This is a genomic window from Psychroserpens algicola, from assembly GCF_014526325.1.
In the GTDB taxonomy this organism is placed as follows: Bacteria; Bacteroidota; Bacteroidia; order Flavobacteriales; family Flavobacteriaceae; genus Psychroserpens; species Psychroserpens algicola.
This window is the reverse complement of the sequence record NZ_JACNMJ010000005.1, coordinates 282656-305916: the sequence shown is the minus strand read 5'-3', so window position 1 is coordinate 305916 and position 23261 is coordinate 282656. Positions and strand designations below refer to the sequence as shown.

Annotated in this window: 24 protein-coding genes; 9 read left to right on the top strand and 15 right to left on the bottom strand. The window is 34.1% G+C overall.

Annotated elements, in window-relative coordinates:
- Position 1 precedes the first annotated feature (1 nt).
- The 4 genes from H7350_RS12235 to H7350_RS12220 all read left to right on the top strand — a co-directional run bounded on the left by H7350_RS12235 (position 2) and on the right by H7350_RS12220 (position 3863).
- Positions 2–1651: a pyruvate dehydrogenase complex dihydrolipoamide acetyltransferase gene (locus H7350_RS12235; protein ID WP_204346213.1), complete on the top strand. Its 1650-nt coding sequence runs from the start codon at positions 2–4 to the stop codon at positions 1649–1651.
- Positions 1652–1655: 4 nt separating this feature from the next.
- Positions 1656–2150 carry a hypothetical protein gene (locus H7350_RS12230; protein ID WP_204346212.1) on the top strand — a complete coding sequence of 165 codons (495 nt, stop codon included), beginning with the start codon at positions 1656–1658 and terminating at the stop codon, positions 2148–2150.
- Positions 2151–2233: 83 nt separating this feature from the next.
- The gene (locus tag H7350_RS12225) at positions 2234–3187 is read left to right on the top strand and encodes a M28 family metallopeptidase (protein ID WP_204346211.1); all 954 of its coding nucleotides are present in this window, start codon (positions 2234–2236) and stop codon (positions 3185–3187) included.
- Positions 3168–3863: an SDR family NAD(P)-dependent oxidoreductase gene (locus H7350_RS12220; protein WP_204346210.1), complete on the top strand. Its 696-nt coding sequence runs from the start codon at positions 3168–3170 to the stop codon at positions 3861–3863. Before H7350_RS12225 ends, H7350_RS12220 begins: the two co-directional genes overlap by 20 nt.
- Positions 3864–3881: 18 nt before the next feature.
- Here the strand turns inward: H7350_RS12220 and H7350_RS12215 are convergent, their stop codons facing one another.
- Positions 3882–4871, bottom strand: coding sequence for a hypothetical protein (locus H7350_RS12215; RefSeq protein ID WP_204346209.1), 990 nt, complete (start codon positions 4869–4871; stop codon positions 3882–3884).
- Positions 4872–4975: 104 nt separating this feature from the next.
- Positions 4976–5323, bottom strand: a complete 348-nt coding sequence (locus H7350_RS12210) for a DUF6249 domain-containing protein (protein ID WP_420825369.1) — start codon at positions 5321–5323, stop codon at positions 4976–4978.
- 172 nt (positions 5324–5495) lie between these two features.
- Here H7350_RS12210 and H7350_RS12205 point away from each other — a divergent pair, with 172 nt between their 5' ends.
- Both H7350_RS12205 and H7350_RS12200 read left to right on the top strand, forming a co-directional pair.
- Entirely contained in the window at positions 5496–6086 is a 591-nt protein-coding gene (locus tag H7350_RS12205; protein WP_204346207.1) for an RNA polymerase sigma factor, read from the top strand.
- Complete coding sequence (locus H7350_RS12200; RefSeq protein WP_204346206.1) at positions 6067–6465, top strand: hypothetical protein; 399 nt, start codon at positions 6067–6069, stop codon at positions 6463–6465. The genes H7350_RS12205 and H7350_RS12200 overlap by 20 nt, the downstream gene beginning before the upstream one ends.
- On the opposite strand, the gene H7350_RS12195 is transcribed toward H7350_RS12200, so the two are convergent.
- The 7 genes from H7350_RS12195 to H7350_RS12165 form a co-directional block, all read right to left on the bottom strand.
- The gene (locus H7350_RS12195; RefSeq protein ID WP_204346205.1) at positions 6462–7778 is read right to left on the bottom strand and encodes a hypothetical protein; all 1317 of its coding nucleotides are present in this window, start codon (positions 7776–7778) and stop codon (positions 6462–6464) included. The genes H7350_RS12200 and H7350_RS12195 overlap by 4 nt on opposite strands.
- Positions 7779–7836: 58 nt before the next feature.
- Positions 7837–9072 (bottom strand): DEAD/DEAH box helicase, encoded by a 1236-nt coding sequence (locus tag H7350_RS12190; protein ID WP_204346204.1) that lies wholly within the window; start codon positions 9070–9072, stop codon positions 7837–7839.
- A 31-nt stretch (positions 9073–9103) separates the two neighbouring features.
- Positions 9104–9661: a hypothetical protein gene (locus H7350_RS12185; protein WP_204346203.1), complete on the bottom strand. Its 558-nt coding sequence runs from the start codon at positions 9659–9661 to the stop codon at positions 9104–9106.
- Positions 9658–10293 carry a hypothetical protein gene (locus H7350_RS12180; RefSeq protein ID WP_204346202.1) on the bottom strand — a complete coding sequence of 212 codons (636 nt, stop codon included), beginning with the start codon at positions 10291–10293 and terminating at the stop codon, positions 9658–9660. The genes H7350_RS12185 and H7350_RS12180 overlap by 4 nt, the downstream gene beginning before the upstream one ends.
- 2 nt (positions 10294–10295) lie before the next feature.
- A complete protein-coding gene (locus H7350_RS12175) occupies positions 10296–10934 on the bottom strand; it encodes an MOSC domain-containing protein (RefSeq protein WP_204346201.1) in 639 nt (212 codons plus the stop codon).
- A 66-nt stretch (positions 10935–11000) separates the two neighbouring features.
- Positions 11001–11483, bottom strand: a complete 483-nt coding sequence (locus H7350_RS12170) for a hypothetical protein (protein WP_235989341.1) — start codon at positions 11481–11483, stop codon at positions 11001–11003.
- Between the two features lie 24 nt (positions 11484–11507).
- Entirely contained in the window at positions 11508–11876 is a 369-nt protein-coding gene (locus tag H7350_RS12165; protein WP_204346200.1) for a hypothetical protein, read from the bottom strand.
- A 391-nt stretch (positions 11877–12267) separates the two neighbouring features.
- Here H7350_RS12165 and H7350_RS12160 point away from each other — a divergent pair, with 391 nt between their 5' ends.
- A complete protein-coding gene (locus H7350_RS12160) occupies positions 12268–13656 on the top strand; it encodes a vanadium-dependent haloperoxidase (protein ID WP_204346199.1) in 1389 nt (462 codons plus the stop codon).
- 52 nt (positions 13657–13708) lie between these two features.
- On the opposite strand, the gene H7350_RS12155 is transcribed toward H7350_RS12160, so the two are convergent.
- The 5 genes from H7350_RS12155 to H7350_RS12135 form a co-directional block, all read right to left on the bottom strand.
- Positions 13709–14401 (bottom strand): helix-turn-helix transcriptional regulator, encoded by a 693-nt coding sequence (locus H7350_RS12155; RefSeq protein WP_204346198.1) that lies wholly within the window; start codon positions 14399–14401, stop codon positions 13709–13711.
- Positions 14402–14450: 49 nt separating this feature from the next.
- A complete protein-coding gene (locus tag H7350_RS12150) occupies positions 14451–14828 on the bottom strand; it encodes a VOC family protein (RefSeq protein WP_204346197.1) in 378 nt (125 codons plus the stop codon).
- 131 nt (positions 14829–14959) lie between these two features.
- Entirely contained in the window at positions 14960–16027 is a 1068-nt protein-coding gene (locus H7350_RS12145) for an HNH endonuclease family protein (RefSeq protein WP_204346196.1), read from the bottom strand.
- 31 nt (positions 16028–16058) lie between these two features.
- Positions 16059–18320 (bottom strand): AAA family ATPase, encoded by a 2262-nt coding sequence (locus tag H7350_RS12140; protein WP_204346195.1) that lies wholly within the window; start codon positions 18318–18320, stop codon positions 16059–16061.
- A 289-nt stretch (positions 18321–18609) separates the two neighbouring features.
- A complete protein-coding gene (locus tag H7350_RS12135; RefSeq protein ID WP_204346194.1) occupies positions 18610–19194 on the bottom strand; it encodes a Crp/Fnr family transcriptional regulator in 585 nt (194 codons plus the stop codon).
- A gap of 360 nt (positions 19195–19554) precedes the next feature.
- Between H7350_RS12135 and H7350_RS12130 the strand changes: the two genes are divergently transcribed.
- Entirely contained in the window at positions 19555–19911 is a 357-nt protein-coding gene (locus H7350_RS12130; protein ID WP_204346193.1) for a hypothetical protein, read from the top strand.
- A gap of 72 nt (positions 19912–19983) precedes the next feature.
- On the opposite strand, the gene htpG is transcribed toward H7350_RS12130, so the two are convergent.
- A complete protein-coding gene (htpG, locus tag H7350_RS12125) occupies positions 19984–21897 on the bottom strand; it encodes a molecular chaperone HtpG (protein WP_204346192.1) in 1914 nt (637 codons plus the stop codon).
- Between the two features lie 214 nt (positions 21898–22111).
- On the opposite strand from htpG, the gene H7350_RS12120 reads away from it, so the two are divergent.
- Positions 22112–23122 (top strand): 3-oxoacyl-ACP synthase III family protein, encoded by a 1011-nt coding sequence (locus H7350_RS12120; protein WP_204346191.1) that lies wholly within the window; start codon positions 22112–22114, stop codon positions 23120–23122.
- The last annotated feature ends 139 nt before the right edge of the window (positions 23123–23261 follow it).

The window sequence follows — 23261 nt, the reverse complement described above, 5'->3', positions numbered from 1 at the left end:
TATGGCTGAAGTAATTAACATGCCTCGTTTGAGCGATACTATGGAAGAAGGTACTGTCGCTGCCTGGTTAAAAAAGGTAGGCGATAAGGTTGAAGAAGGTGATATTTTAGCTGAAATCGAAACCGATAAGGCCACGATGGAGTTTGAATCTTTTAACGAAGGAACCTTGCTTCATATAGGAATACAGGAAGGTGAAACAGCAAAAGTTGACACACTTTTAGCTATTATCGGTGATGAAGGTGAGGATATTTCAGACTTGTTAAATGGAGGAGCGTCTGAATCTGAAACTGAAGATGCTAAGCCAGAAGCCTCAGAAACTAAGGCTGAAGAGCAAGCAACAGACAGCAGTGATGATTCTGCATCTCAATCTTCAGGTGACCAGGAATTACCAGAAGGTGTTATTGTCGTAACGATGCCACGCCTTAGTGATACTATGGAAGAAGGTACTGTGGCGTCATGGTTAAAACAAGTTGGAGATGAAGTAGAAGAAGGTGATATTTTAGCTGAAATAGAAACTGATAAGGCGACGATGGAATTTGAATCATTTCAATCAGGAACCTTATTACATATAGGATTAAATGAAGGTGAATCTGCAAAAGTAGATGCGTTACTAGCGATTATTGGTCCTGCAGGAACAGATGTTTCTGATGTGGCTAAAAACTTTAAAATTGAAGGTGCTTCTTCTTCGGCTAAAACTGAAGCCCCTAAACAAGCAGAACAAAAAACGGAAGCTCCTAAGCAAGAAGTTAAAAAAGAAACTTCGGTTAAAACAACCACAACAACTAATACGACTAGTAACGGACGAGTTTTTGTGTCACCTGTAGCTAAGAAAATGGCAGAAGAGAAAGGTATAAATCTATCTCAGGTTAACGGTTCTGGTGAAAATGGAAGAATCGTCAAACGTGATATTGAAAACTTTACTCCTGCAAGTCAAGCTGCTTCAGTAGGTAAATTTGTGCCAACTGGTCAGGAAGATTTTGATGAGGTTGCAAATTCTAACATGCGTAAAGCGATTGCGAAGAATTTAGCCAAATCTAAATTTTCAGCGCCACACTACTACTTAAATGTAGAGTTTGATATGGAAAACGCGATGGCTTTTAGAGCACAATACAACTCGCTTCCAGACACAAAAATCTCATACAACGACATGATTGTCAAGGCGTGTGCTTTAGCTTTAAAAGCACATCCTCAAGTAAATTCACAGTGGTTTGATGATAAAATGAGACTAAATAACCACGTACATATTGGTGTAGCTGTAGCTGTGCCTGATGGTTTGGTTGTTCCTGTTGTGCGTTTTGCAAATGAACAAAGCTTAACACAAATTGGTGCTGCAGTTAAAGAATATGCTGGAAAAGCCAGAAATAAAAAACTATCCTTAGATGAAATGGAAGGCAGTACTTTTACAATTTCCAACTTAGGAATGTTTGGTATAGAAAGTTTTACATCTATTATCAATCAGCCAAATTCGGCTATTTTATCTGTAGGTGCTATTATATCTAAACCTGTGGTTAAAAACGGACAAGTGGTTCCTGGACATACCATGAAGTTAACAATGGCTTGTGACCATAGAACAGTAGATGGTGCAACTGGTGCTCAATTCCTTCAAACTCTTAAAGGTTATATTGAAAACCCTGTAACAATGTTAGTTTAATTACATGCCACATCTTAGACACTATTTTGGTATTGTTTTACTTCTTATGTTGACCATCTCATGTTCAAGTGATGATGATGCGAATACAGATGAAGGAGAAAACCAAAATGCGAAACTCATTTTTGGTTGGTTTGCAGATGATAATTGTAATGGTGATTGTGCTACAATTTATAAAATTGACAGCAGCAGTGTTTATCGAGATATAGATTCTAATTCTCCTGAGGGAGATGTGTTTCTAGGCAACTTTCAGGAAATACCTAATATCAACTATCAAGATTTCGTTGTATTGTTGGACGAATTGCCTTCGGAAATATTTAATGAACCCAACGGTTATTTAGATTGTGTCGATTGTACTGATGCTCTAGGAGGTATTTATTTGGAATATCAGGACGATGAAGTCAGTCATACTTGGCGTATTAGAAATGCTCAGTATCCCGAATATTTTGCAAACTACAGAAGCTTACTTTTAGAGAAGTTAGCGACACTGAATAGTTTATAAAAGCCAAATCAAAAAGATATTTAAGCCTGTTTCAATTTTATTGCAACAGGTTTTTTTTATCTTTAAACTCAAATAAAAAAAACATGAAACAGATATTCTCTTTTATTGCCTTATTGCTTATTGTAAGTTGTAAATCTGAACCCAAATTAGAAACCATCACAATAACGAGTGATGAAGTTAAAACCGCTGTGACGTATTTAGCGTCTGATGAGTTAAACGGAAGACGAGCAGGAAGTGAAGGTATTGAAAAAGCGGCCAGTTATATAGAAAGTGAGTTTAAATCTTATGGTGTAAAACCGTATTATGAAACCTATAGAGATCATTTTAAAATTGATAGTTTAGATGCTTTTAATGTGATTGGATTTATTGAAGGAACAGATGCAAAGCTAAAGGATGAGGTTATCATTTTAGGAGCTCATTATGATCATATAGGAAAAGGTAAAACAGTAGATGGTGATTCTTTAGCAAATGGCGCTAATGATAATGCAGCTGGTACAGTAGGAGTAATGGCTATGGCCAGGTATTTTGCTAAGAGAAAAAATAATAAGCGTAGTATCATGTTTGCTTTGTTTTCAGCAGAAGAAATGGGATTGTTAGGGTCTAAGCATTTAGCTAAACGTTTAAAATCGGAAAACCTTAATCTATACACAATGCTAAACTTTGAAATGATAGGTGTGCCTTTTAAAGATCGTGATTATGAGGCTTTTGTAACAGGATATGATCTGTCAAATATGGCAGATAAAATCAATGAATATGTGGGGAGTAATCTTATTGGGGCTTCAGATGTTGCAAAAAAATACCAGTTATTTAAGCGCTCAGATAACTATCCGTTTTATGAAGAGTTTGGTTTGCCATGTCAGACAATTTCCTCTTGCGATTTGTCGAACTTTGATTATTACCATCATGTTGATGATGAAATAAGCCAACTGGATTTTGATTTTATGGCGAGTTTGATTAATAAAACAATTCCTGCAATTGAGGAAATGAGCAATACCGAAACTAAAGACATTAAAATGTATGCCACCGAAGCACAGTAAGAATATAATTATTACTGGTACCAGTCGTGGTATTGGTTTTGAACTTGTTCATTTATTTGCCAGTCAAGGTCATAATGTGTTAGCTTTATCTAGAAATGCCCAGCCAGTTAATAACCTTCACTTTAATAATATCTCGTCTTTTGCATTCGATTTATGTGAAGAAGATGATTATAAAAAAGTAACTCAGTTTATTGATAATGAGTTTAAGCATGTTGATATTTTAATCAATAATGCCGGAATGTTAATCAATAAACCGTTTTCTGAAACAACCTTTAAAGACTTTACAAAAGTTTATGAAACGAATGTGTTTGGTGTTTCTGAACTAACGCGAATCGTGTTGCCATATATGAAGAGCAATGGTCATGTTGTAACGATTAGTTCAATGGGAGGGATTCAAGGCAGTATGAAATTTCCAGGATTGGCAGCTTACAGCTCAAGTAAAGGCGCTGTGATTACATTAACAGAATTATTGGCTGAAGAATACAAAGCAACAGGTCCGCAATTTAATGTGTTGGCATTAGGAGCTGTGCAAACTGAAATGCTTAAAGAAGCCTTTCCTGAGTATCAAGCACCAACAACAGCTAAAGCAATGGCTGCTTATATTCAGGATTTTGCACTTAATGGCAATACATATTACAACGGAAAGGTGCTTCAGGTGTCAAATTCGACGCCGTAAGTTTAAAGGTAAATTGTTCTAGAACTCATCTTTATACACATTAAAATTAATGCCAACCCCATAATTATTGAGGTTTGTTTTTAATAAACTCGATTCTATACCATTTCCTTTTTTAAATTGTACCCAATCATTACCGCTAATAAATACACGCTTAATAAAGGTGTTGTGAGTTTCTATTTCATCAGTAAACGGAAGTAAAGGCCTGAAGTTAGTTGGTATTTTAACGGTTCCATTTCTGCCTTTAATTTCTTTGTATTTTTTGTTAGGTAATAGCTTTCCGTTTTGATTAGTATAGCCTAACACTTGAATCGACACAAAAAAGCCATCGTCTGGAATAAATAAATCGTGCTCAGAAACATCAAGTTCAAATTCATCACCATTTTGTTCTGTGACTCTAAATACTATATTAGTATAAGTCATAGGATCGCCTGGAGAGCCATCATCATTTTTATAAAATTTGACTTTAAAAAGCGTTGAAAACTTTCGTTTATCAGCATTAGCACGCTTTCGTTTTTTCCAATCTCTAGACTCTAAAGTAATAGGAAATACAACAGACGTCAATTTCTTAAGCTTCTCATTTCCGTTGGGAAAAAAAACAGCAATTTCACTCTCTATAGTTGGTAACCAACATTTGTAATAATCATCATCCAGATAAGGTTTAATAGATTCTTTTTTAAATTTTCTGTCTATTCTGGCAGTGATTAAAATTTCATCTAACTTATTCGCTTCAGTTTGCATTTCTATACGCTTCGGAAGCTCTATCGTAGATATTGCTAAATCTTTATAACCTAAAGCTGTAATATATAGTGAATCAACATCTGGATACAGCTTTTTTGTAAATATAAACATGCCATCATCATCGGCAAATAAACCTTGTCCGTCACCAAATGATATGGTGGCATAAGACACTGGATATTGGGTGTCTTTATCTAATATTTTGGTTTGAGCAGGTAAAAAACCAACAAAAAAGATGCTAAAGAAGATTACTATGTATAAATAATGTTTCATTTTAGGGCTGTAATTATAGCTTTAAATATACACATTAACTGGTTGTAAATAAAAAAACCACTGTTGATTAACAGTGGTTTTATGATTAGTTGGTTGGGAGTTATTTATTCTTTATCTAAATTTTTAGTCATATTAAATCCAATAAAGAGCCCAACACCAGCCATGAAAAATATGGTTGCTGGATATACTGCGTCTTCATCTAAAGTGGTGTAATTGTCTAAAATAGAAGCGATAAATGTGCCTATTCCTATACCCATTAATAACAGAGCGAGGTTAAGGATAATGACCTTCCAAATAGGAGCTGTATGCGATTTGCCTCTCATAAATATACTGGCATCTGCACCTTTTTCGATAAGTGCTAATCGTTCTTTATTTCTAGTTGAAAGGTATAGATATACCATTCCGAAGATGGCTAGAAAAAAACTTAATGGTATTAATAATTCTTCCATAATGTTTCGTTTTTAATTGATTAATTTTAAGTGTTCAGAGCTTATGACGATACGTTTTGAATTATGGTTACAAGTTTTATTGATTTTTTTCTATTCTGTTTATTTTCTTGTTGATATTTTAAATAAACACGATTTACCTGTAACCATTGTATGAGTTGTGTCGTCTTAATATAAAATGACCACCAACAACGATCAAATACTCATCAATCAAATCATCGATGGCAATACGAATGCCTTTTCGATATTGGTTGATATGTATAAGGATTTGGTGTTTACGTTAGCTTTGAGAATGTTGAAAAACAGAGAAGAAGCAGAAGAGGTTGCTCAGGATACGTTTGTTAAAACCTATAAATCACTCGATAAATTTAAAGGTGATTCTAAATTTTCGACATGGATTTATAGAGTAACATATAACACGTGTTTAGACCGAATAAAAAAAAATAAAAAGTTTTTGAATGATGTAGAAATTAATGAATATACTGCACATCAAATTAAATCTATTGATAATGCTCTTGATCACATAGAGGCTCAAGAAAAAAAAGAAGCGATACAACGTTGTATTGAAAAGTTACCAAGTGAAGATAGTTTTTTGTTGACGTTGTATTATTTTGACGACTTATCTTTAGATGAAATTTCAAAGATTGTTGGTATTACTGCTAATTCAATAAAAGTAAAACTTTTTAGATGTCGAAAAAAACTGGCCAGTATATTAAAGGCGCAGTTAGAACCAGAAGTAATAGAATATTATGAACGAGAATGCAGATAAATATTTAGACGGTTTGTCACGAAAAGTGATTGGAAAACCTTCAGTTGAGAGTCCTTCGTTTGATTTTACACAACGTGTAATGTCAAAAATCGAAAGTCTTAATACTTCAGTTACTACCTATAGACCATTAATTTCAAAGCCGGTTTGGGCAGTAATCTTGCTAGGTGTAATTGCAGTTTTTGGATATGTTATTTTCGGAAAATTGACATTAAATTATGAATGGATTCAAGATTTAAGTTTAGACAAAGTGTCATTTAACCCTTTGTCAGACTTCAGTTTGTCTCAAACCATGACTTATGCAATATTATTATTTGCTGTAATGCTGTGTGTTCAAGTTCCGCTGTTAAAGCGTTATTTTGATAAACGCCTTGATGCCTAATTCTTGAAATACCAAAATGGAATCTTTCTGATGTGTTGTTGTATGGTATCTCCTTTTTTGATGCGTTTTCGCATCACTTTTAAAAGGTGTTTGCCTTCCTGTAGATTGCTGATTTTAATATAGGTTTCGAAACCAAGATGTTTTTGTTTGCTTTCGGATAAGACAAATTCAGAATCAAAATCTAAAGAGTCAATTCTAACCGAATACATTTCATTTACAGTTTTAATGTAATCTTTTCTAATCTGATTAATATGTTTCCAATTGGTATCATTGACGATGATATCGCTTCTCAATCCTCTTTTTTCTTTTTCAGGCTTTAAGTCTGGGTTGTAATTAAATACATTATTTTCAAGATTATCAGTAAAGAGGATAAACACATTTACATAAGGCTCCGAAATTACTTTAGAAGAAATGGCAACACCATCAATAAAACTGTTGTTTTCTTCAATCAAATCAAGATAGTTTTCGCTGCTGGCAATCTGTTCTGATGAATAATCTGGCCCATCAAAATAGTTTGAAAATTTGTAATTAAATGAAGTTAAAATTAAAATAAGGAGATAGACCGGAAGTAATATGAAACTTAGACGTTTTCCGAACTTATTATCTAAGAAATTATAAATTAAGGGTCTGTATAAAAACGATAGTGTGATAAAGCTAAACACCCAATAAATTGGAAAATAGATTTTAGAGGTCCATTTTTTCTTTTTAAGCCACCCTTGAGTAATAAAATCTATAAATGTAAATATCATTCCGAAAACGATAAACAGAATTAAAATAACACCCAGAATGGTCCTTAAAGTCTCTGGTATATTGTCGTTGTCAAGAATTTGAGTGGCAATAAGAGCGATAGATAGAATGGTAAATGTTAGTGCTAATACATAAAAGATTAGTAAAAACGATACCGCAAATATGATGCTGCAATAATTCTCTAAAGTGGCAACGTATTTATCAAAAGATCCTACTTTCTTTTTAAGGTATTTAGTGAACTTTTCACTGTAATTTAAGGAGTCATAATCAATATCTCCCGATACATAACGAAGTCCTAAGGCACCTATCCAAAGTCCTCTGAGTACGACATGAAGTAATAAATTAAAAATTAAAATCGAACATGAGATTAAAGCTATAATAAGTATGATAGCCCAAACTAATTGTTGCTTATCCTTTGCAGTTTGGGCAGCTTCAGAAATCGGTCCGAAAGCAGTAAACAAACCAAAGATGGCAAAACCAGATATGATTAATTCTAATTGCCAGCTTTCTTCTTGGAGTCGTTGTAATAACTTTTTAAATGCTGGATTGTTATAATCGGAACTCATTTGGTTGGGTTTTAAGTTTAAAGATAATTAGTTTTATGGAAACTCAAAACACTAATAATCAGTACCAACGCTTTTTTTTCTTTTTTGAACCTTCCCCTTTACGACCTTTTTTATACTTGCTACCTTTTTTCTTATGAACTATAGGTTTAGCTTTTGGGTCTAATGGATAAGGATGATTATGATCAATAGGGATTTGAACATTAATCAACTGCTGAATATTTTTTATATACGTTTTTTCGTCGGCAGAACAAAAAGAATATGAGTGACCAAATTCTCCAGCACGACCTGTTCTACCAATACGATGCACATAGGTTTCGGGAATATTTGGTAAATCAAAATTTATCACTGCATCTAGCTCGTTAATGTCGATACCACGTGCAGCAACATCTGTTGCAATAAGAATGTTTACTTTTCCACGTTTGAAATCGGCCAACGCATTCTGACGTTCATTTTGCGTACGGTCACCATGTATACGTTCGACTTTATAACCGTTTTTGGATAAGGTTTGTTCAAGTTTATCGACACCAAATTTTGTACGTCTAAAAATGAGAATACTGCCTTTTATGGTATTCCGCAGTAAGTGTAAACAGAGTTCAATTTTATTTCGTTTTGGTACGTAATACAATATCTGACTCACATTTTTAGCTGCAGACGATGTTGGAGTAACTTCAATACGTTCAGGGTCTTTTAATATAGAATTGGCCAGTTGTTCAACCTTGAAAGGCATTGTTGCTGAAAACAAGAGTGTTTGTTTGGTTTCTGGACATAAACGTTCAATTTTTTTAACATCATCAATAAACCCCATGTCTAGCATTAAATCGGCTTCATCTAAAACAAAAGTTTCTACATAATCTAAATTGACAGCATCTTGTTTGTGAAGGTCTAATAAACGGCCAGGCGTGGCGACCAAAATATCGACCCCTTTGTTAAGGATGTCTTTTTGAGGCTCAATAGAGGTGCCTCCATAAATAACCGCAGTTCTTAAGTTGGTATAAGTAGCGTATGTTGTAAAGTTTTTTGAAATCTGAATGGCTAATTCTCGTGTCGGACTTACAATTAGTGCTCTGACTTTTTTTCCTTTTTTTGGTGCATCTTGCTTGTCAAATAAGAGTTGTAAAATAGGTAATGCAAAAGCAGCAGTTTTACCAGTTCCGGTTTGAGCTGAGGTGATACTGTCTTTACCTTCAAGCACTACAGGAATGGTTTTCTCTTGAACTAATGTTGGATTATCGTAACCTGCTTCTGCAATAGCGCGTAAAATAGGTCTGTTAAGTTTTAAGTCTTTAAATGACATGCATTATGTTTTAAGGCAAAGGTAGGCTATTTTACTGACACATTTTTTCTGAAATACCTAATTCGTTTGCCAGTTTTCGACGTCTAAGTGTTACTCTTTCTGGGTTGTTTCTTAGGAATTTAACGGGAAGTTCATATCCAACAGGAATCTGCTCATAAGTCGTTTTTTGCTCAAAAAAGCATTCGCTTTCATAAGACTTGTTTTTATAGTTAAATTCAAATTCAATCACATAGAGATATTCTTCATGCTGTATAGCTTTTCCACCTTCAAAAGAAGATGAGGTATGCGAATAATCATCAATACGTTTATGAACAACTCTTGCTGTGGTGTAGCTGCCATATTTTTTTGTGAGTTCTTGCTCGTAATAATGCATGTAACTCGATGGCATTGTGTATATTAAAAAGAAGCCACTAAAACTTATAAATGTTATTCCGAAGCCCGTTAAAAAGTTGTTTTCAGCTATAAAATAGCCAATGTATGCAAGAACAAGTCCTAGTATGATAAAAATTAGACCAATAAGTAATGGTCCAGCATTTTTCTTTAGTGATACTCTGGTGAAATGGATCTTATCTCTTAAAGGTATATTCATTGAATTTTTCCAGTAATAAAAGCAGTAGTTATCCAGTCGCCGTCTGCTATATGATGAATAACTTTTGAAATGATATAGATTGAACTAAACGTCTTTCCAAAGCCTTCAAGCTGGAGCGTGTCATTAACGTTGGTGTTTGCGAATCCGACAAAAGAGACAAAACCTTCAATCTGATTAGAATTATCTTCGTGGATTAGTAATTCATAATTCATTACATCCTTTCCAAAGGAGAGCTTAAGAACAGGAGCTTTATTCCAATCTTGTTCAATTGGTTTTTTTAGGACATTGGTTGATGTACGTGTGTTGCAAATGACATTAAGATGTAAGTTTCCTGTGGTGTCACCAGAAATAAAACGACTTGTAATAAGACCTTTAAATACACGCGTTACTTTGCTATCATAGCCTAACTTAATTTCAATTAGGTTATCAAGTTTAAAGGTTTTAGAATCTGTTACCTCAAATTTATCATGGTTTTGATGGCCATCATTTACTGTAATGAAAGCTTTATGCTGAGCGTTTGTGTTTTGCTCAATTTCAATTGCAGAAATTTCAATGGTATTTTGTATTTCTACGCCATTTGAAATAATGTAGAAAGATACTATTGAAGACTCCGTTAAAGGTGATACTGCCATGGTTAAGTATTTAAGTAAGATTTTAGTTTGTCCCTTTTTTGCTTGGGTAGAGCAGTATTGTTTTCAATTAATCTAATGTGGTCTTTGTTTTTATTTTCAGTAAATAATAACTGAAAAAAATCCCATATAGAAATACTATTCGCTGCTTTTTTATGAAGTATAAATTGATCACCGTTTTTAACAGTTCCTTCTTCTAAAACACGAACATAAGTTCCTGGATATCCATGTTCTATAAACTGTTTTAAAACATCTGGAGATTTAAACTTAGCTGCAAACTTAAAGCATGGTTCTCTTGGTTGAGTGATTTGTATTAAAGCATTTCCAATGTTATAGATATCGCCGATAATGAGTTTTTTTTCATTTAAACCTTCAACAGTAAGATTTTCACCTAGCATGCCGTAAGTCCATTCTAACTCAGGATATAGGTTTTTCCAATACGGATAATGGTCTGCTGAAAACAAATAACAAGCTTTAAACTCACCACCATGAACTTTTCTATCAGAAATTTCATCACCTTTTACCTCTTCTTTTCCAAGATGTATTGCTTCAGTAACAGGCATTTTAAAAATTCCAGTTGTTACATTTTTACCATTCCAGGAGAAGGTTGTTGGTTTTCCGATGTTGGTAGAAATGATTCGCATGTTATAAAATTACAAAAACCATCTCAATAGCTTCAGAAACTTTTATAGCTTTTTAAATGAAGATTATTATCTCAGCCATTTTTTCATTTTTGGAAATGTTTCAGTGTCACAAAACTCCATCCATACTAAGAGCGGTAATCCCATATAAACCTCACTTGTAAATTGTTCTATAAACCAGTTGGAAGCATCCTTATATCCATTTGGATGAAATACGACATCTGGATTTAGGTTTAAATGATGAAGCGCAGCATAGGACCAGAGTATGGCAGCGATTTCATCTCCCATACAAGGCCAACTCTTTTCCATTTCGGAAGTGCCAATTTTTGATCTTTCCTGTGCTACTGTTACTGCAATATGACCAGCTTCATGTAATAAATCTCCAGGGTATTTCAACTTTGATTTGTCGATTAAAATGGCCTGTCCTTTTAAGTGAAGTCCAGGTAAAAAGGTGTCGTCATTTAAACGTGTTGGAATAACATCAATTTGAATACTTTTGATAAAGTTGACAATACGGTTTAGGATGGCTTCATCGTAAGTCGTTTGCATCATGCTTTAGAGTAAATAAATGGATGTTTAAGAAGTAGCTTCAACAATATCTAGCAGATAATTTCCATCCTCATCATTAGGATCAACAGCAAATTGAATGGACCTCGCACTCCAGCTATCCCAATCGCTTGTGTCGATTGGCCAACCACCAACTTGATGCATGTTTTTGTCAAAAACCATGAATAGCGGGTAATTAAAGTCTTGTGATTTTGCTCCAACTGCTACTCCTCCAAAAACGGTAACGCCATCCGAAAATTTTGCACAGGAAGCCACAATATAATTGTCTTCATTGATGCCTTGCGGAAGGGTTTTTGGTGGATTTTGCATAATGTCATTCCATTCTTCCATGCCGTTTTTTGGAATGGTCATCGTTGCTTTAAATTTTGGTGCACTCATAATATGAAAGTTTATTGATTTATAGCTTTAGTTGTAGTTTCAAATTTAGTGGTTTGCTGCTCTGTATTTATAGGTGGTTTTACCTAATTTTTAAATCAAAATAAGATGTAGATTGCTATTGTCTTAGTACAATTCAGTAAAATCAAATACTTGTAAAATTATGATTATCAATTATTTGTAATTTATTTTTCAATCTCCCACAAGTTTTGAAAAGTTTTAGCAACTAAATAGTTAAGGAGGTTATTATAGCATCTCAAAAGCACTAAAACGAATTAATATATGATTGAATTTTACACTTTTCAACTTTTTGTGGCGTACGAGTAAAAAGCGAAAAGGCATGTGCTTTAAAATAAAGTTGCATGAGTTTATGTCTAACTTAAAATTCGATATTATGAAAAACCCAACTTTAAAATGGATGTTATTAGCTGTATTAGTCTTTTCTCTTTTAGAATCCTGCGCAAACGATGATGATATAAATCTAATTACTGATACCGAACAGGTGTTAGAAACATCAGATTCTACGACTCAACTTATAATCGACTGGAATGATTTATGGCTTGAAATTGATAGATATGCCTTTGGAATGCGGCCAACGTCTACTTCTAGAGCTTTAGCGTATATTCATTTGGCTGCCTATGAAACTGCTGTAGATGATATGGCAAGTTTTACATCTAATAATGGACGATTACAAGGATTTAATATAGATGAAAATCAGCGACCAGATGAGATGGATATGAGAATTGCATTAAATAGATGCTATACCAGAGTGATGGACCATTTTATGTACAATGTATCGAATGGTCTTGAAGCTTCTATTGGTGAACTTGAAGATGAAAAAGAGGATGAATTATCTGAAGGATTATCCGATCAATTGGTTCAAAACTCTCGTCAATGGGGAAATTACGTAGCACAGCGTGTCATAGCTTATAGTCAAACCGATACTGAAGCTGAACAGCAAATATTAGATCCACAACCTTTATCTTATGAGCCTCCGGTTGGAGATGGGTTTTGGACCTATAGTGCTCCTGAAGAACGTGCCTGGTTTCCATACTGGGAATCTGTGAGGACTTTTGCGATTTCTTCTTCGGAAACGTCCAGCATTCCTCCTCCTATAAATTATAGTGAAACAGTAAATAGTGCTTACTATAATCAAATGAATGAAGTTTATGTTGCTAATGATACAGCTAAAGAAGACGATAATGAAGAGTTATGGATTGCTGAGTTTTGGTCAGATGATGTAGAAGGTTTAATGTTAAGTCCACCTGGTCGCCAGTTTTCAATAGCAGGGCAATTAGTAAATCAGTTTGATTTAGATTATGAATCGACTTTGACCTTATTTCTAAAGTTAGGATTTTCACTTAACGATGCAGCAGTATCAAGCTGGGCTGATAAGTATGAGTATATGGTTATGCGACCTAATGTATATATCAACGAATTTATTGATCCAGATTTTCAAACTAATTTATACCGCTTGGTGTTTTGGCCAAATCCGTCATTTCCGGGATATCCATCTGGACATTCAACATTTGCTTCTGCAGCAGCAGGAATCTTTATAGATACTTTTGGTGATAGTGTTGATTTTACTGATAGGACACATGAAGGGCGAACAGAATTTAGAGGTGCTCCGCGACAGTTTAGCTCGTTTAGTGATATGGCTGAAGAAAATGCTTTTTCTAGAATTCCGTTAGGTGTCCATATTCGAATGGATTGTACCGAAGGTTATCGCTTAGGTTACGAGGTTGCTGATGCTGTTAATGGGTTAAATCTCGCTTCAAATTAAAATTTGTTAACCCAAAACCACTTCACTATACTTTTAAAGTAGGGTGGAGTGGTTATTTTTCGTCGTAAGGACAAGTTTGAAAATAGTCTTGAAGGTTGAATTTTCGATCTTCAAAAGTTTCGTTTAGTATTTTAAAATTCTGAACGCGATCAATTCTAAAAGCGCGATAATCGTTACGCAGATAGCACCAAGCGATTAAAATCCATTTATGTTGTGTTGAGTAAAAGGCGTAAGGTTCTATTTTTCTGAATGTTACCTGTTCGTCATTAGCTTTTTTGTAGCTTATTTCTACATAGTTGAAATTGGTAATAGCTATTTGAATTTCCGACAGGGCATTACTGGAAATATTCTCATAATTAGAATTAAAAACAAAAATTTTGCTGCTTAGCAATTCGCTTTTTTCCTGTACAGAAGTTCTAAACACCGATTTAATTTTTGTCATTGCCTCTTTAAAATCGGTCGCAAATGATGCATCATTAGTTTGGTTAACAAGGTGCTGTGCCGTAATTAAGGCATTGGCTTGCTTTTCGGTAAACTGAACAGGAGCAACAGTGTAACCTTCCATCAATGAGTAACCTTTACCTTCAATTGTTGTTACAGGTATTCCTGCGTCTTCTAATTTTCTGATGTCTCTATAAATGGTTCGTACACTTACATCAAATTTTCGGGATAGTTCACCAGCTGTTAGTAAGCGTTTAGAACGCAATAGGGTTAGTATGGATATGAGTCTGGAAAGTTGAGACATGATAGCAAAGATAGTGAACCGCACTGCAATTCACTATCTCTAATGTGTATTACATTATTGAATGTAAAGCAACAAGATTACCTTCGGTGTCTATAAACTGAGCAATAAAACCAAATGTCCCAATGTCGGTTTTAGGCATCATAATTTTTCCGCCATTAACTTCAACTTTTTCTAAAGCATCATTTAAGTTATCACCACCATTTAAATAAATCGTAGCACCATCGGTTGTTGGATTTTGACCTTCCCCTTCAATTATAGCACCTCCCACACAATTATTATCTTCATCATACTCAAATATGCCATATTTAATGTTTTGCTCTGGCATTGGATGATCTGTAATTTTAGAGCCCATAACTGTACTGTAAAATTGTTTGGCTCTGTTGTAATCTTTTACTGGAATTTCAAACCAGTTTACTGCATTTCTCATTTTTAATTGATTTAATTGTTAAACGTAATGCAAAGATATTTGAGCTTGTGACAGATTATGTCAAGGGTGTTTACACATTTTTTCGATGTGTCAAAATTTAAAAAGGTTAGTGAATTTGGCGCTTCAAAAATCTAATCTATGAGGTTTTCAATTTTAAGCCCTAATTTGTTTAGTAAAGGGAAATCTTTAAAGTCTTCCAGCAGAAATTGTTTCATGCTTAAATATTCGGCAGACTTAGATAATTTTGCGTTGAAGCGATCTTTTTGGAATTTAAATCTTTCTTTTTCTTCAGTGGTGTCTTCGCCAGCTTGTTTTTTTCTTGTGAATGCATCAATACTATCAAGTACAGCCATAAATATAGATTTAAAATCTAAGGCAGCTTCTTTACGAGCAATAACCAATTCTGTTCGGTTTAAACCGTAGATAGGAATTGAAGCCACAGCTTTTTTACTGGGTTTTCCATTAGATTTGATAAGTGCTTTTACAATGCCTAAATCTTCGTCATTTTTTACAGGATAACTAAAATGTTTCATGGGATCATCAACACAAGGATCCATTATGAGTAATAGTCTTTTTTCAGTTTTAACATCTTTATCATGGCTTCGAATACGTCTGGGTTCTTGAGAAAGCGGAAATCTGTTTTTTTTCCCTAAAGGGTTTACACCAGGAACATTGGGTTGATCTAAGTTATTTTTACGATTGCAAAACACACATGACCAGAGAAGGTTGTTCCAATCTGCTGCAAGCCAGTAGTAGCCAGGAACAAGAAGCTTTTCATCTACGTTATCCTTAAACGGGTTGAAGGCTGCTTTTGGTCTGAAATGCTCAATATCTGCTGTGCTTGTTGACAAGAAGCGGCTATCGCAATACGCACATTTTTTATTGAATAATGTTTTTAGAAACTCCTTTAATTCTGAGTCTTTATACACTTTGAAAGTAGGCGCTTTCTTTTTTGTTAGCTTTTCATCATTTGCGAAATGAGCCGGATTGCCATAATATGCAATAGCTTGTAAAGTTTCTTTTTCTGCTTTAGTGAATTTTTCATTTGCGTCTTTCAACCTTGGAATAAAAGACGAAAAATGAATAGAGTTGGTATCGATTAATGCCAGGACTTCATCTCGAAAAGCTTTGGTTAGCTTTTGGTTTTTAAGATTATAAATGGCTATATCTGGCTGTTTTGTGCGTTTTATTTTTATCATCTTTTACTATGTATCAGTTAATAAAATAGTACTATAGGTCTGAGTTCCATAGTTCTTGAGCAGCAGATATAGTCTCTTTACTCAATTTATCCAGGTCAGATAGATTGGTGTCGTTTTTATAGTCTTTGTATTTCTCTTTTATAACGTTATAAACCTGAGTATCTAATACAGTTTCTCCGAGGAGTAAATCTGGATTAAGTTCATTGCGCAGTGTTATCATTTCTTGCTCTTCTTCTTCGGTACGTTTATTCATAGCACGCAAATCGTAATAGCGATTAAATTCGGCTTCTAGTTCAGGATCCATTGTTGAACTTAAACCAAAAACTGATGTCAAAATTTGACTAATACGCAGTTCTTTTGGGTTTGGTAAATCGGTAATGACTTCAACATTATTTTCTGCATCTCTTCTCATGAGAATAACTTCATTTTTGTCTAATCCACGCAAACAAAGCGGTTGGTGACTCGATACGATAAATTGCATGTTTGGTAAGGCTGTTCTTAAGCTTGATACAATTCGCATTTTCCATCGCGGATGCAAATGAGCTCCAATTTCATCAACTAAAACAATACCTCTTGCTTCATCTGGGTTTTTCCAGCGGTCCATTACGAGTTGTAAAATATCAGCAGTTAAAGCGATTACAGATTGATATCCATCACTGAGTTCCTGAAACGATTCAACACTATTATTGACAATAATTTTAATAACGCCGCCTCTTCTGGTAATTTTTTCATCGTCTTTCATATTGAGCAGGTCTTTTAAAACAATAGCTGCACGTCTAAACAAAATGCTATCAAGACCAAGTAGCCAGTTTTCAGCATCTACTAAAGGAACAAAAGGATTAAATAAATTATCTAACCTACTAAACTGACTATTGATATGTTTTGCTTCGTGTTTAGAGCCACGAGGAAGTAACCTGGTAGCGCCATAAGCTAGTAGGTAAGTTGGAGATTGCCATGCGCTTGTGTTAATTTTATTTGGTTGTAAAGGAAGTTTAAGCTCAACGCTTTCACCATCTGTATTAGTGAATTTAACCAGATTTTTGGTGAATTCTAATACGCGAGGCTGCGTTTTACTTGTCATCCAGACTTTAATAATGCCTTTTTTGGTTTTATAACGAATAAACTTAGCCGGATTTAAGAATCCTTCATTAACCATATTTTGAAAATAGGCACCATCGCATAAATTCATGCATAATGATTTAAGTACTGTACTCTTACCAGTGCCATTTTCACCTAATAGCATCAGCCAAGATGCCATCGCACCTTCAGATGCTGTAAAATCAAAGCACTGTTTTTTAAATGTTTTAATATTTGTGAGTTCTATTTTTTCTACAAAATGCTCGAGTAACAAATAGTTCATATTCTGTTCTACATTGGCATTCACAGAAAGACTCTCTACATTTTTAGAAAAATCTTCGTAGATGTGTTTGGTTTCTTGTTTGAATTGATTTGTAACAAACAGAGTTGACTCTAAACTTTTTGCATCAACAATTTTAAAGTTGAATTCTTCTAAGGCAGCTTTGATGTATTGCCGTTTTAGTCCGGCAAATTCTTGATGTTCTTTAGTCTGTTCATTTAAATAATCAAGCACTCTTTGTTGACTGGCTTTGTTGTCTCGTTTTGATTTTGTTAATCGAAATAAGCGATTGATATGATTATTTATTTGGACAATAGTTTTCTTCCTGGCTTCAACCAGTTCGGGTCTGTTAAGTCCTAAAACCATTATTGATGTCTGCCCTTGCTTTGTGCGAGAAGACACTTTACCATCGTCGGTATAAGTGAGGTGATTTTCTGGTTCGTCAACACAAGGATTTAAAATTAGTGGAGTTTCTTTAGATATAGGGTTTTTTGGAGAAAAGGCTCTTTTAGATTCATCGAGAAGAGGAAACCGATTTGCTTTTCCTCTTTTTCCGCTTTTAGAATAATAGCTTCTATTGCATACATTACAAGCTACTAATAAATTATCCCAGTCGTGAGCAAGCCACCAATATCCAGGATGATCCTGAGACTCTAGTACAGAACTTTTAGGACGATAATGTTCTAAATCTAAATGGTTATTATTTTGAATTTTAGTTTCACAGTAGGCACATTTTCCATGAAATAAATCGATTAGTGAGTTTTTTATGGTTCGGCTTGAGGTGATGGCTTTAAAGCGAAACCGTCTTTGCCCTCGAGTTTGCTCGGCACTTTTAAAAAACTGTTCTGCCTCGAGCATCTCTTTTTCTAATCTCGAATTTTTATTTGGATTTAAATCAGAAGGTTTTTCGATGCGATTACGGTCAATATGTATCATTGTAACAGCTAATTATGTACACAAGTGATTATAAAATCAGTTGTATAAAATGATTAAGGCTTCAATAAGCTTTAAATAAGATGGTATGTTACGAATATCGCCTATTTTTTATGGTAAGTCAATACGTAGTCCTACGTATATTTATAAAAAAAAAGCGCAAGTTTTAGACTTGCGCTTTGTTAGCTATTAATCATTAGGGATTTTTTTATAGGTCATACTTATGTCAAGTTCCTAATGCTGCAAATGTATATGGTTTAATCGTTAAAAAAATTGATGTATGTTAATAAATTTATTGGCTTGACAAATCTTTTCTAATTCTGCTTAAACTTTCTGTTGTAATGCCAAGATAAGACGCAATGTGATAGTTTTTTACACTACGTTCTATATTAGGGTATTTTTGAATGAAGTTCATATATTGCTCAGTAGCTGTTTGTGATAAATTTGATAAAATACGCTTTTGAAATGCAGCAAATGCACGTTCTAGTTTTCTTCTGAAAAAGGATTCAATTTGAGGTATTTGAGCATATAAGTACTCTTTATCTTTTTTTGATAATCGGTATAGAATTGCGTCACTAAGTACTTCAATATTCATTATAGACTTTGACGAAGAAAAAAAGGCAGTATAATCACTAATCCACCAATCATTGACTCCAAATTGTACTGTGTGCTCTTTTCCGTGTGTGTCAATGTGATAAGACCTTAAACAGCCATCATAAATATAATATTGATTATTAACGATGTCACCAGCTTTTAAAAGTACCGTTCCTTTTTTATAGGTGGCTTTATGAAAAACGGATTCTATAAGTTCAATTTCTTTTTTAGAAAATTTAAGATCTTTAAAAATCACACTGATTTTTGAATTATCGCTTCGCATTAGAGTTTGATTGCTTCTATTAAAGTAGTAAATAGACTTCAATAAAACAGATAATGGTCGGTATTCTCTTTATAAATTAGTTAATCTGCTATTATTAGCAAGAAAAATCTTTTTAGCGACAAATTGATGAGTTGTTTTTAGAGACTTTAATGTGATAAATGACATTCGTTATGTATTATAACCAAGTATATTTTTTAGGATTAGGTATTATTACTTATTTGAAAAAGAGGTGATTACGCTCTTAAAATTTTTAGAAATGTTTCAGAAATTTGAATTGTATTATTTGATAATTAGTTCATCTGATATTGGTGAAAACCGAAAAACCAATATAAATAGAGTAGGTAGCATAAAACTAATATTATGGGATTTTATATGAAACAACCTGTTGATGCAGGAAAAACAACAGCAACATATTTATGGACTGGTTTGCGAACACCGGGCATATTTATTATTGAAGTAGAAGGTGACGCTCCTAATTTTTCTTATGGGTTTAACCTCACAAGAGATCCACATTTTGTGGGTGGACTTAAAATAGACGCAATGGGATGGACGGGTCCGCGAGGAGAAGGGACTACTCCATATAAAGTAAAAGGTTCATTTCCAGGGCAATTTACTCCTAAAATCGTTGTCTCTGGATCTAATGGTGATTTTGTGATCGATGTTAAGGAAGTACCGTCAGACAAAGTAGACGATTATGTTAAATCGAAAGTTGGTTAATAGCAGTTGGAGTATTTTGCAAGAAAAAAGCCAAAACATATGTTTTGGCTTTTTTTAGTATATATGCTACGATTATTTAATCATATCATAGCTTCGCTTGATAAAGTTTGTAAGTTCTTCACCCTTAAGTAAGCCTTGAGACAAACGTGCCAGGTCTAGACTTTGATTTATTAAACGCTCTTGCTTTTTCTTCGTTTTTGTGTTTAGAATTTCACCAACCAATTCAGAGTTTGTGTTGACGATAAGATTGTACATTTCAGGCATATGTCCCATGCCAAACATTCCGCCTCCGCCGCCAGTCTGTTGCATCTCTTTCATACGACGCATAAATTCTGGTTGCGTAATAATAAAAGGAGAAGCATCACTGTCCATAGCTTCAAGTTGTACCATGAATTTCTCAGAAGGAATAGTTTCCTTTAACAAGGTGTCTAACGTTGTTTTTTCTTCTTCGGAAAGTTTAGAAATCGTCGTGTCGTCTTTTTTAATTAAGTTATCGATATGATCACCATCTACACGAGCAAAAGAGATATTTTCTTTAGTCGTTTCTAATTTCTGAATGAGGTGCGAAACAATTGGAGAATCAAGCAACAGAACTTCATATCCTTTAGATTTTGCAGTTTCAATATAAGCGTGTTGCGCATCTTTATCTGAAGCATATAAAATGACTAGCTTGTCATCTTTGTCTGTTTGTTTTGCTTTAATTTTATTGAATAATTCTTCATAAGTGTAAAATTCACCATCTACTGTTGGGTATAAAGCAAACGCATCAGCTTTTTCAAAGAATTTTTCTTCAGAAAGCATACCATACTCAATCACGATTTTAATATCGTCCCATTTCTTCTCAAAGTCTTCACGATTAGAATTGAATAACGATTTCAATTTATCAGCTACTTTACGTGTAATGTATGATGAAATTTTCTTTACTGCACCATCGGCTTGCAAATAGCTACGAGATACATTTAGAGGAATGTCTGGTGAATCAATAACACCTCTTAACATGGTTAAGAATTCTGGGACAATACCTTCGACATTGTCTGTTACGAATACTTGATTTTGATACAGTTGAATTTTATCCTTTTGAATGTTTAAATCATTTGTCATCTTAGGGAAATATAAAATTCCAGTAAGATTAAATGGATAGTCTACATTTAAATGAATATTGAAAAGAGGCTCCTCAAACTGCATTGGATACAGTTCTCTGTAGAAGTTTTTATAGTCATCATCCTCTAATTCGGTTGGCTGTTTTGTCCAGGCCGGATTAGGATTATTTATGATGTTGTCAACTGTAATCTGCTTATGAGGCTCGGTCGTTTCTTTTCCATCTTTATCCGTTGTCGTTTCAGGCGTAAAGTTTGGGTCGTTGATCTCTTTAGTTCCAAATTTAATTGGAACAGGCATAAACTTGTTGTACTTGAGAAGTAGTTCTCTGATTCTTGCTTCTTCTAAAAACTCAGTAGAATCTTCAGCGATATGAAGAATAATTTCTGTTCCTCTATCAGTTTTATCTGATGATTCTAATGTAAATTCTGGAGAACCATCACAAGTCCAATGTGCCGCAGGTGCATCTGTATGTGATTTTGTAATGATTTCTACCTTTTCAGCAACCATAAATGCTGAGTAGAATCCTAAACCGAAATGACCAATGATACCTGAATCTTTTGCTGAATCTTTGTATTTGTCTAAAAACTCTTCAGCTCCTGAAAACGCTACTTGATTGATGTACTTTTCTACTTCTTCAGCAGTCATTCCTAATCCTTGATCGATAATGTGAAGTTTTTTGCCTTCTTTATCGATTTTAACTTCAATTATCGGATTTCCGTACTCACTTTTAGATTCACCAATACTTGTTAAGTGTTTAAGTTTTAGTGTAGCATCTGTTGCATTACTAATTAACTCACGTAAAAAGATTTCGTGATCGCTGTACAAGAATTTTTTAATGAGCGGAAAAATATTTTCTACCGATACATTAATATTTCCTTTTGTCATGTTATAATTTATTTGTCATTCCCGCAGAGGCAGGAATCATGTTAATGATTATTTTATGTATTCAACATAACTAGACAAAAAAAGTACCAAGACCTATAAGGTGACAAACTGACATTTATTTGGATGTTATGCATGCATAACGATTAGGTTTCAGTTTAAAAAAAACTTAGGCGTAAATACTTAAATTGCACCACTTATATAATAATAAACGACTATGTACAATTCCAAAATAATAGGTTTAGGGCATTATGTTCCTGATAATGTAGTGACAAATGATGATTTGTCTAAAATGATGGATACAAATGACGAATGGATACAAGAACGCACCGGAATTAAAGAGCGACGCTGGGTTGTTAAAGGTACTGGCGATACTACTGCTACAATGGGAGTGAAAGCTGCTAAAATAGCAATTGAACGTGCAGGTATAGATAAAGATGATATAGATTTTATCATCTTCGCGACTTTGAGTCCGGATATGTATTTTCCTGGTCCTGGAGTTCAGGTTCAGCACGCTTTAGATATTAAAACGGTTGGTGCATTGGATGTTCGAAATCAATGCTCTGGGTTTGTGTATGCCATTTCTGTTGCTGATAATTTTATTAAAACAGGAATGTATAAAAATGTCTTAGTTATTGGAAGTGAATTGCATTCTCATGGATTAGATAAAACTACACGAGGACGAGGCGTATCTGTAATATTTGGTGATGGAGCAGGAGCTGCAGTGTTAACCAGAGAAGAAGATACTAGTAAAGGAATTTTGTCAACGCACCTGCATTCACAAGGTGAACATGCTGAAGAATTGGTATTAATCGCTCCTGGAATGGGAAAACGTTGGGTGAATGATATTCTGGCAGAAAACGATCCTAATGATGAAAGCTATTTTCCTTATATGAATGGTCAGTTTGTGTTTAAAAATGCTGTGGTTCGTTTTAGTGAAGTCATTATGGAAGGGTTGATGAAAAATAATCTACAGGTTGATGATATCGATATGCTCATTCCGCATCAAGCTAATTTGCGTATAGCTCAGTTTATTCAGCGTAAGTTTAAATTAGAAGATGATCAGGTATTTAATAACATTCAAAAATATGGTAATACGACTGCTGCGTCGATTCCTATTGCTTTAACCGAAGCCTGGGAAGAAGGTAAAATTAAAGAAGGTGATACTGTTGTACTGGCTGCTTTTGGTAGTGGATTTACTTGGGGAAGTGTGATTATGAAGTGGTAAATCGTTCTTAGTATTTATTAATAGAAACAAAAAATCCCAAAGTATATACTTTGGGATTTTTCTGCTATTAACCAATTTTACTAAAAACACTAAAACTATAAAAGAGTGATTTTTTTAAATTGATTAGCTTTAAAAAACT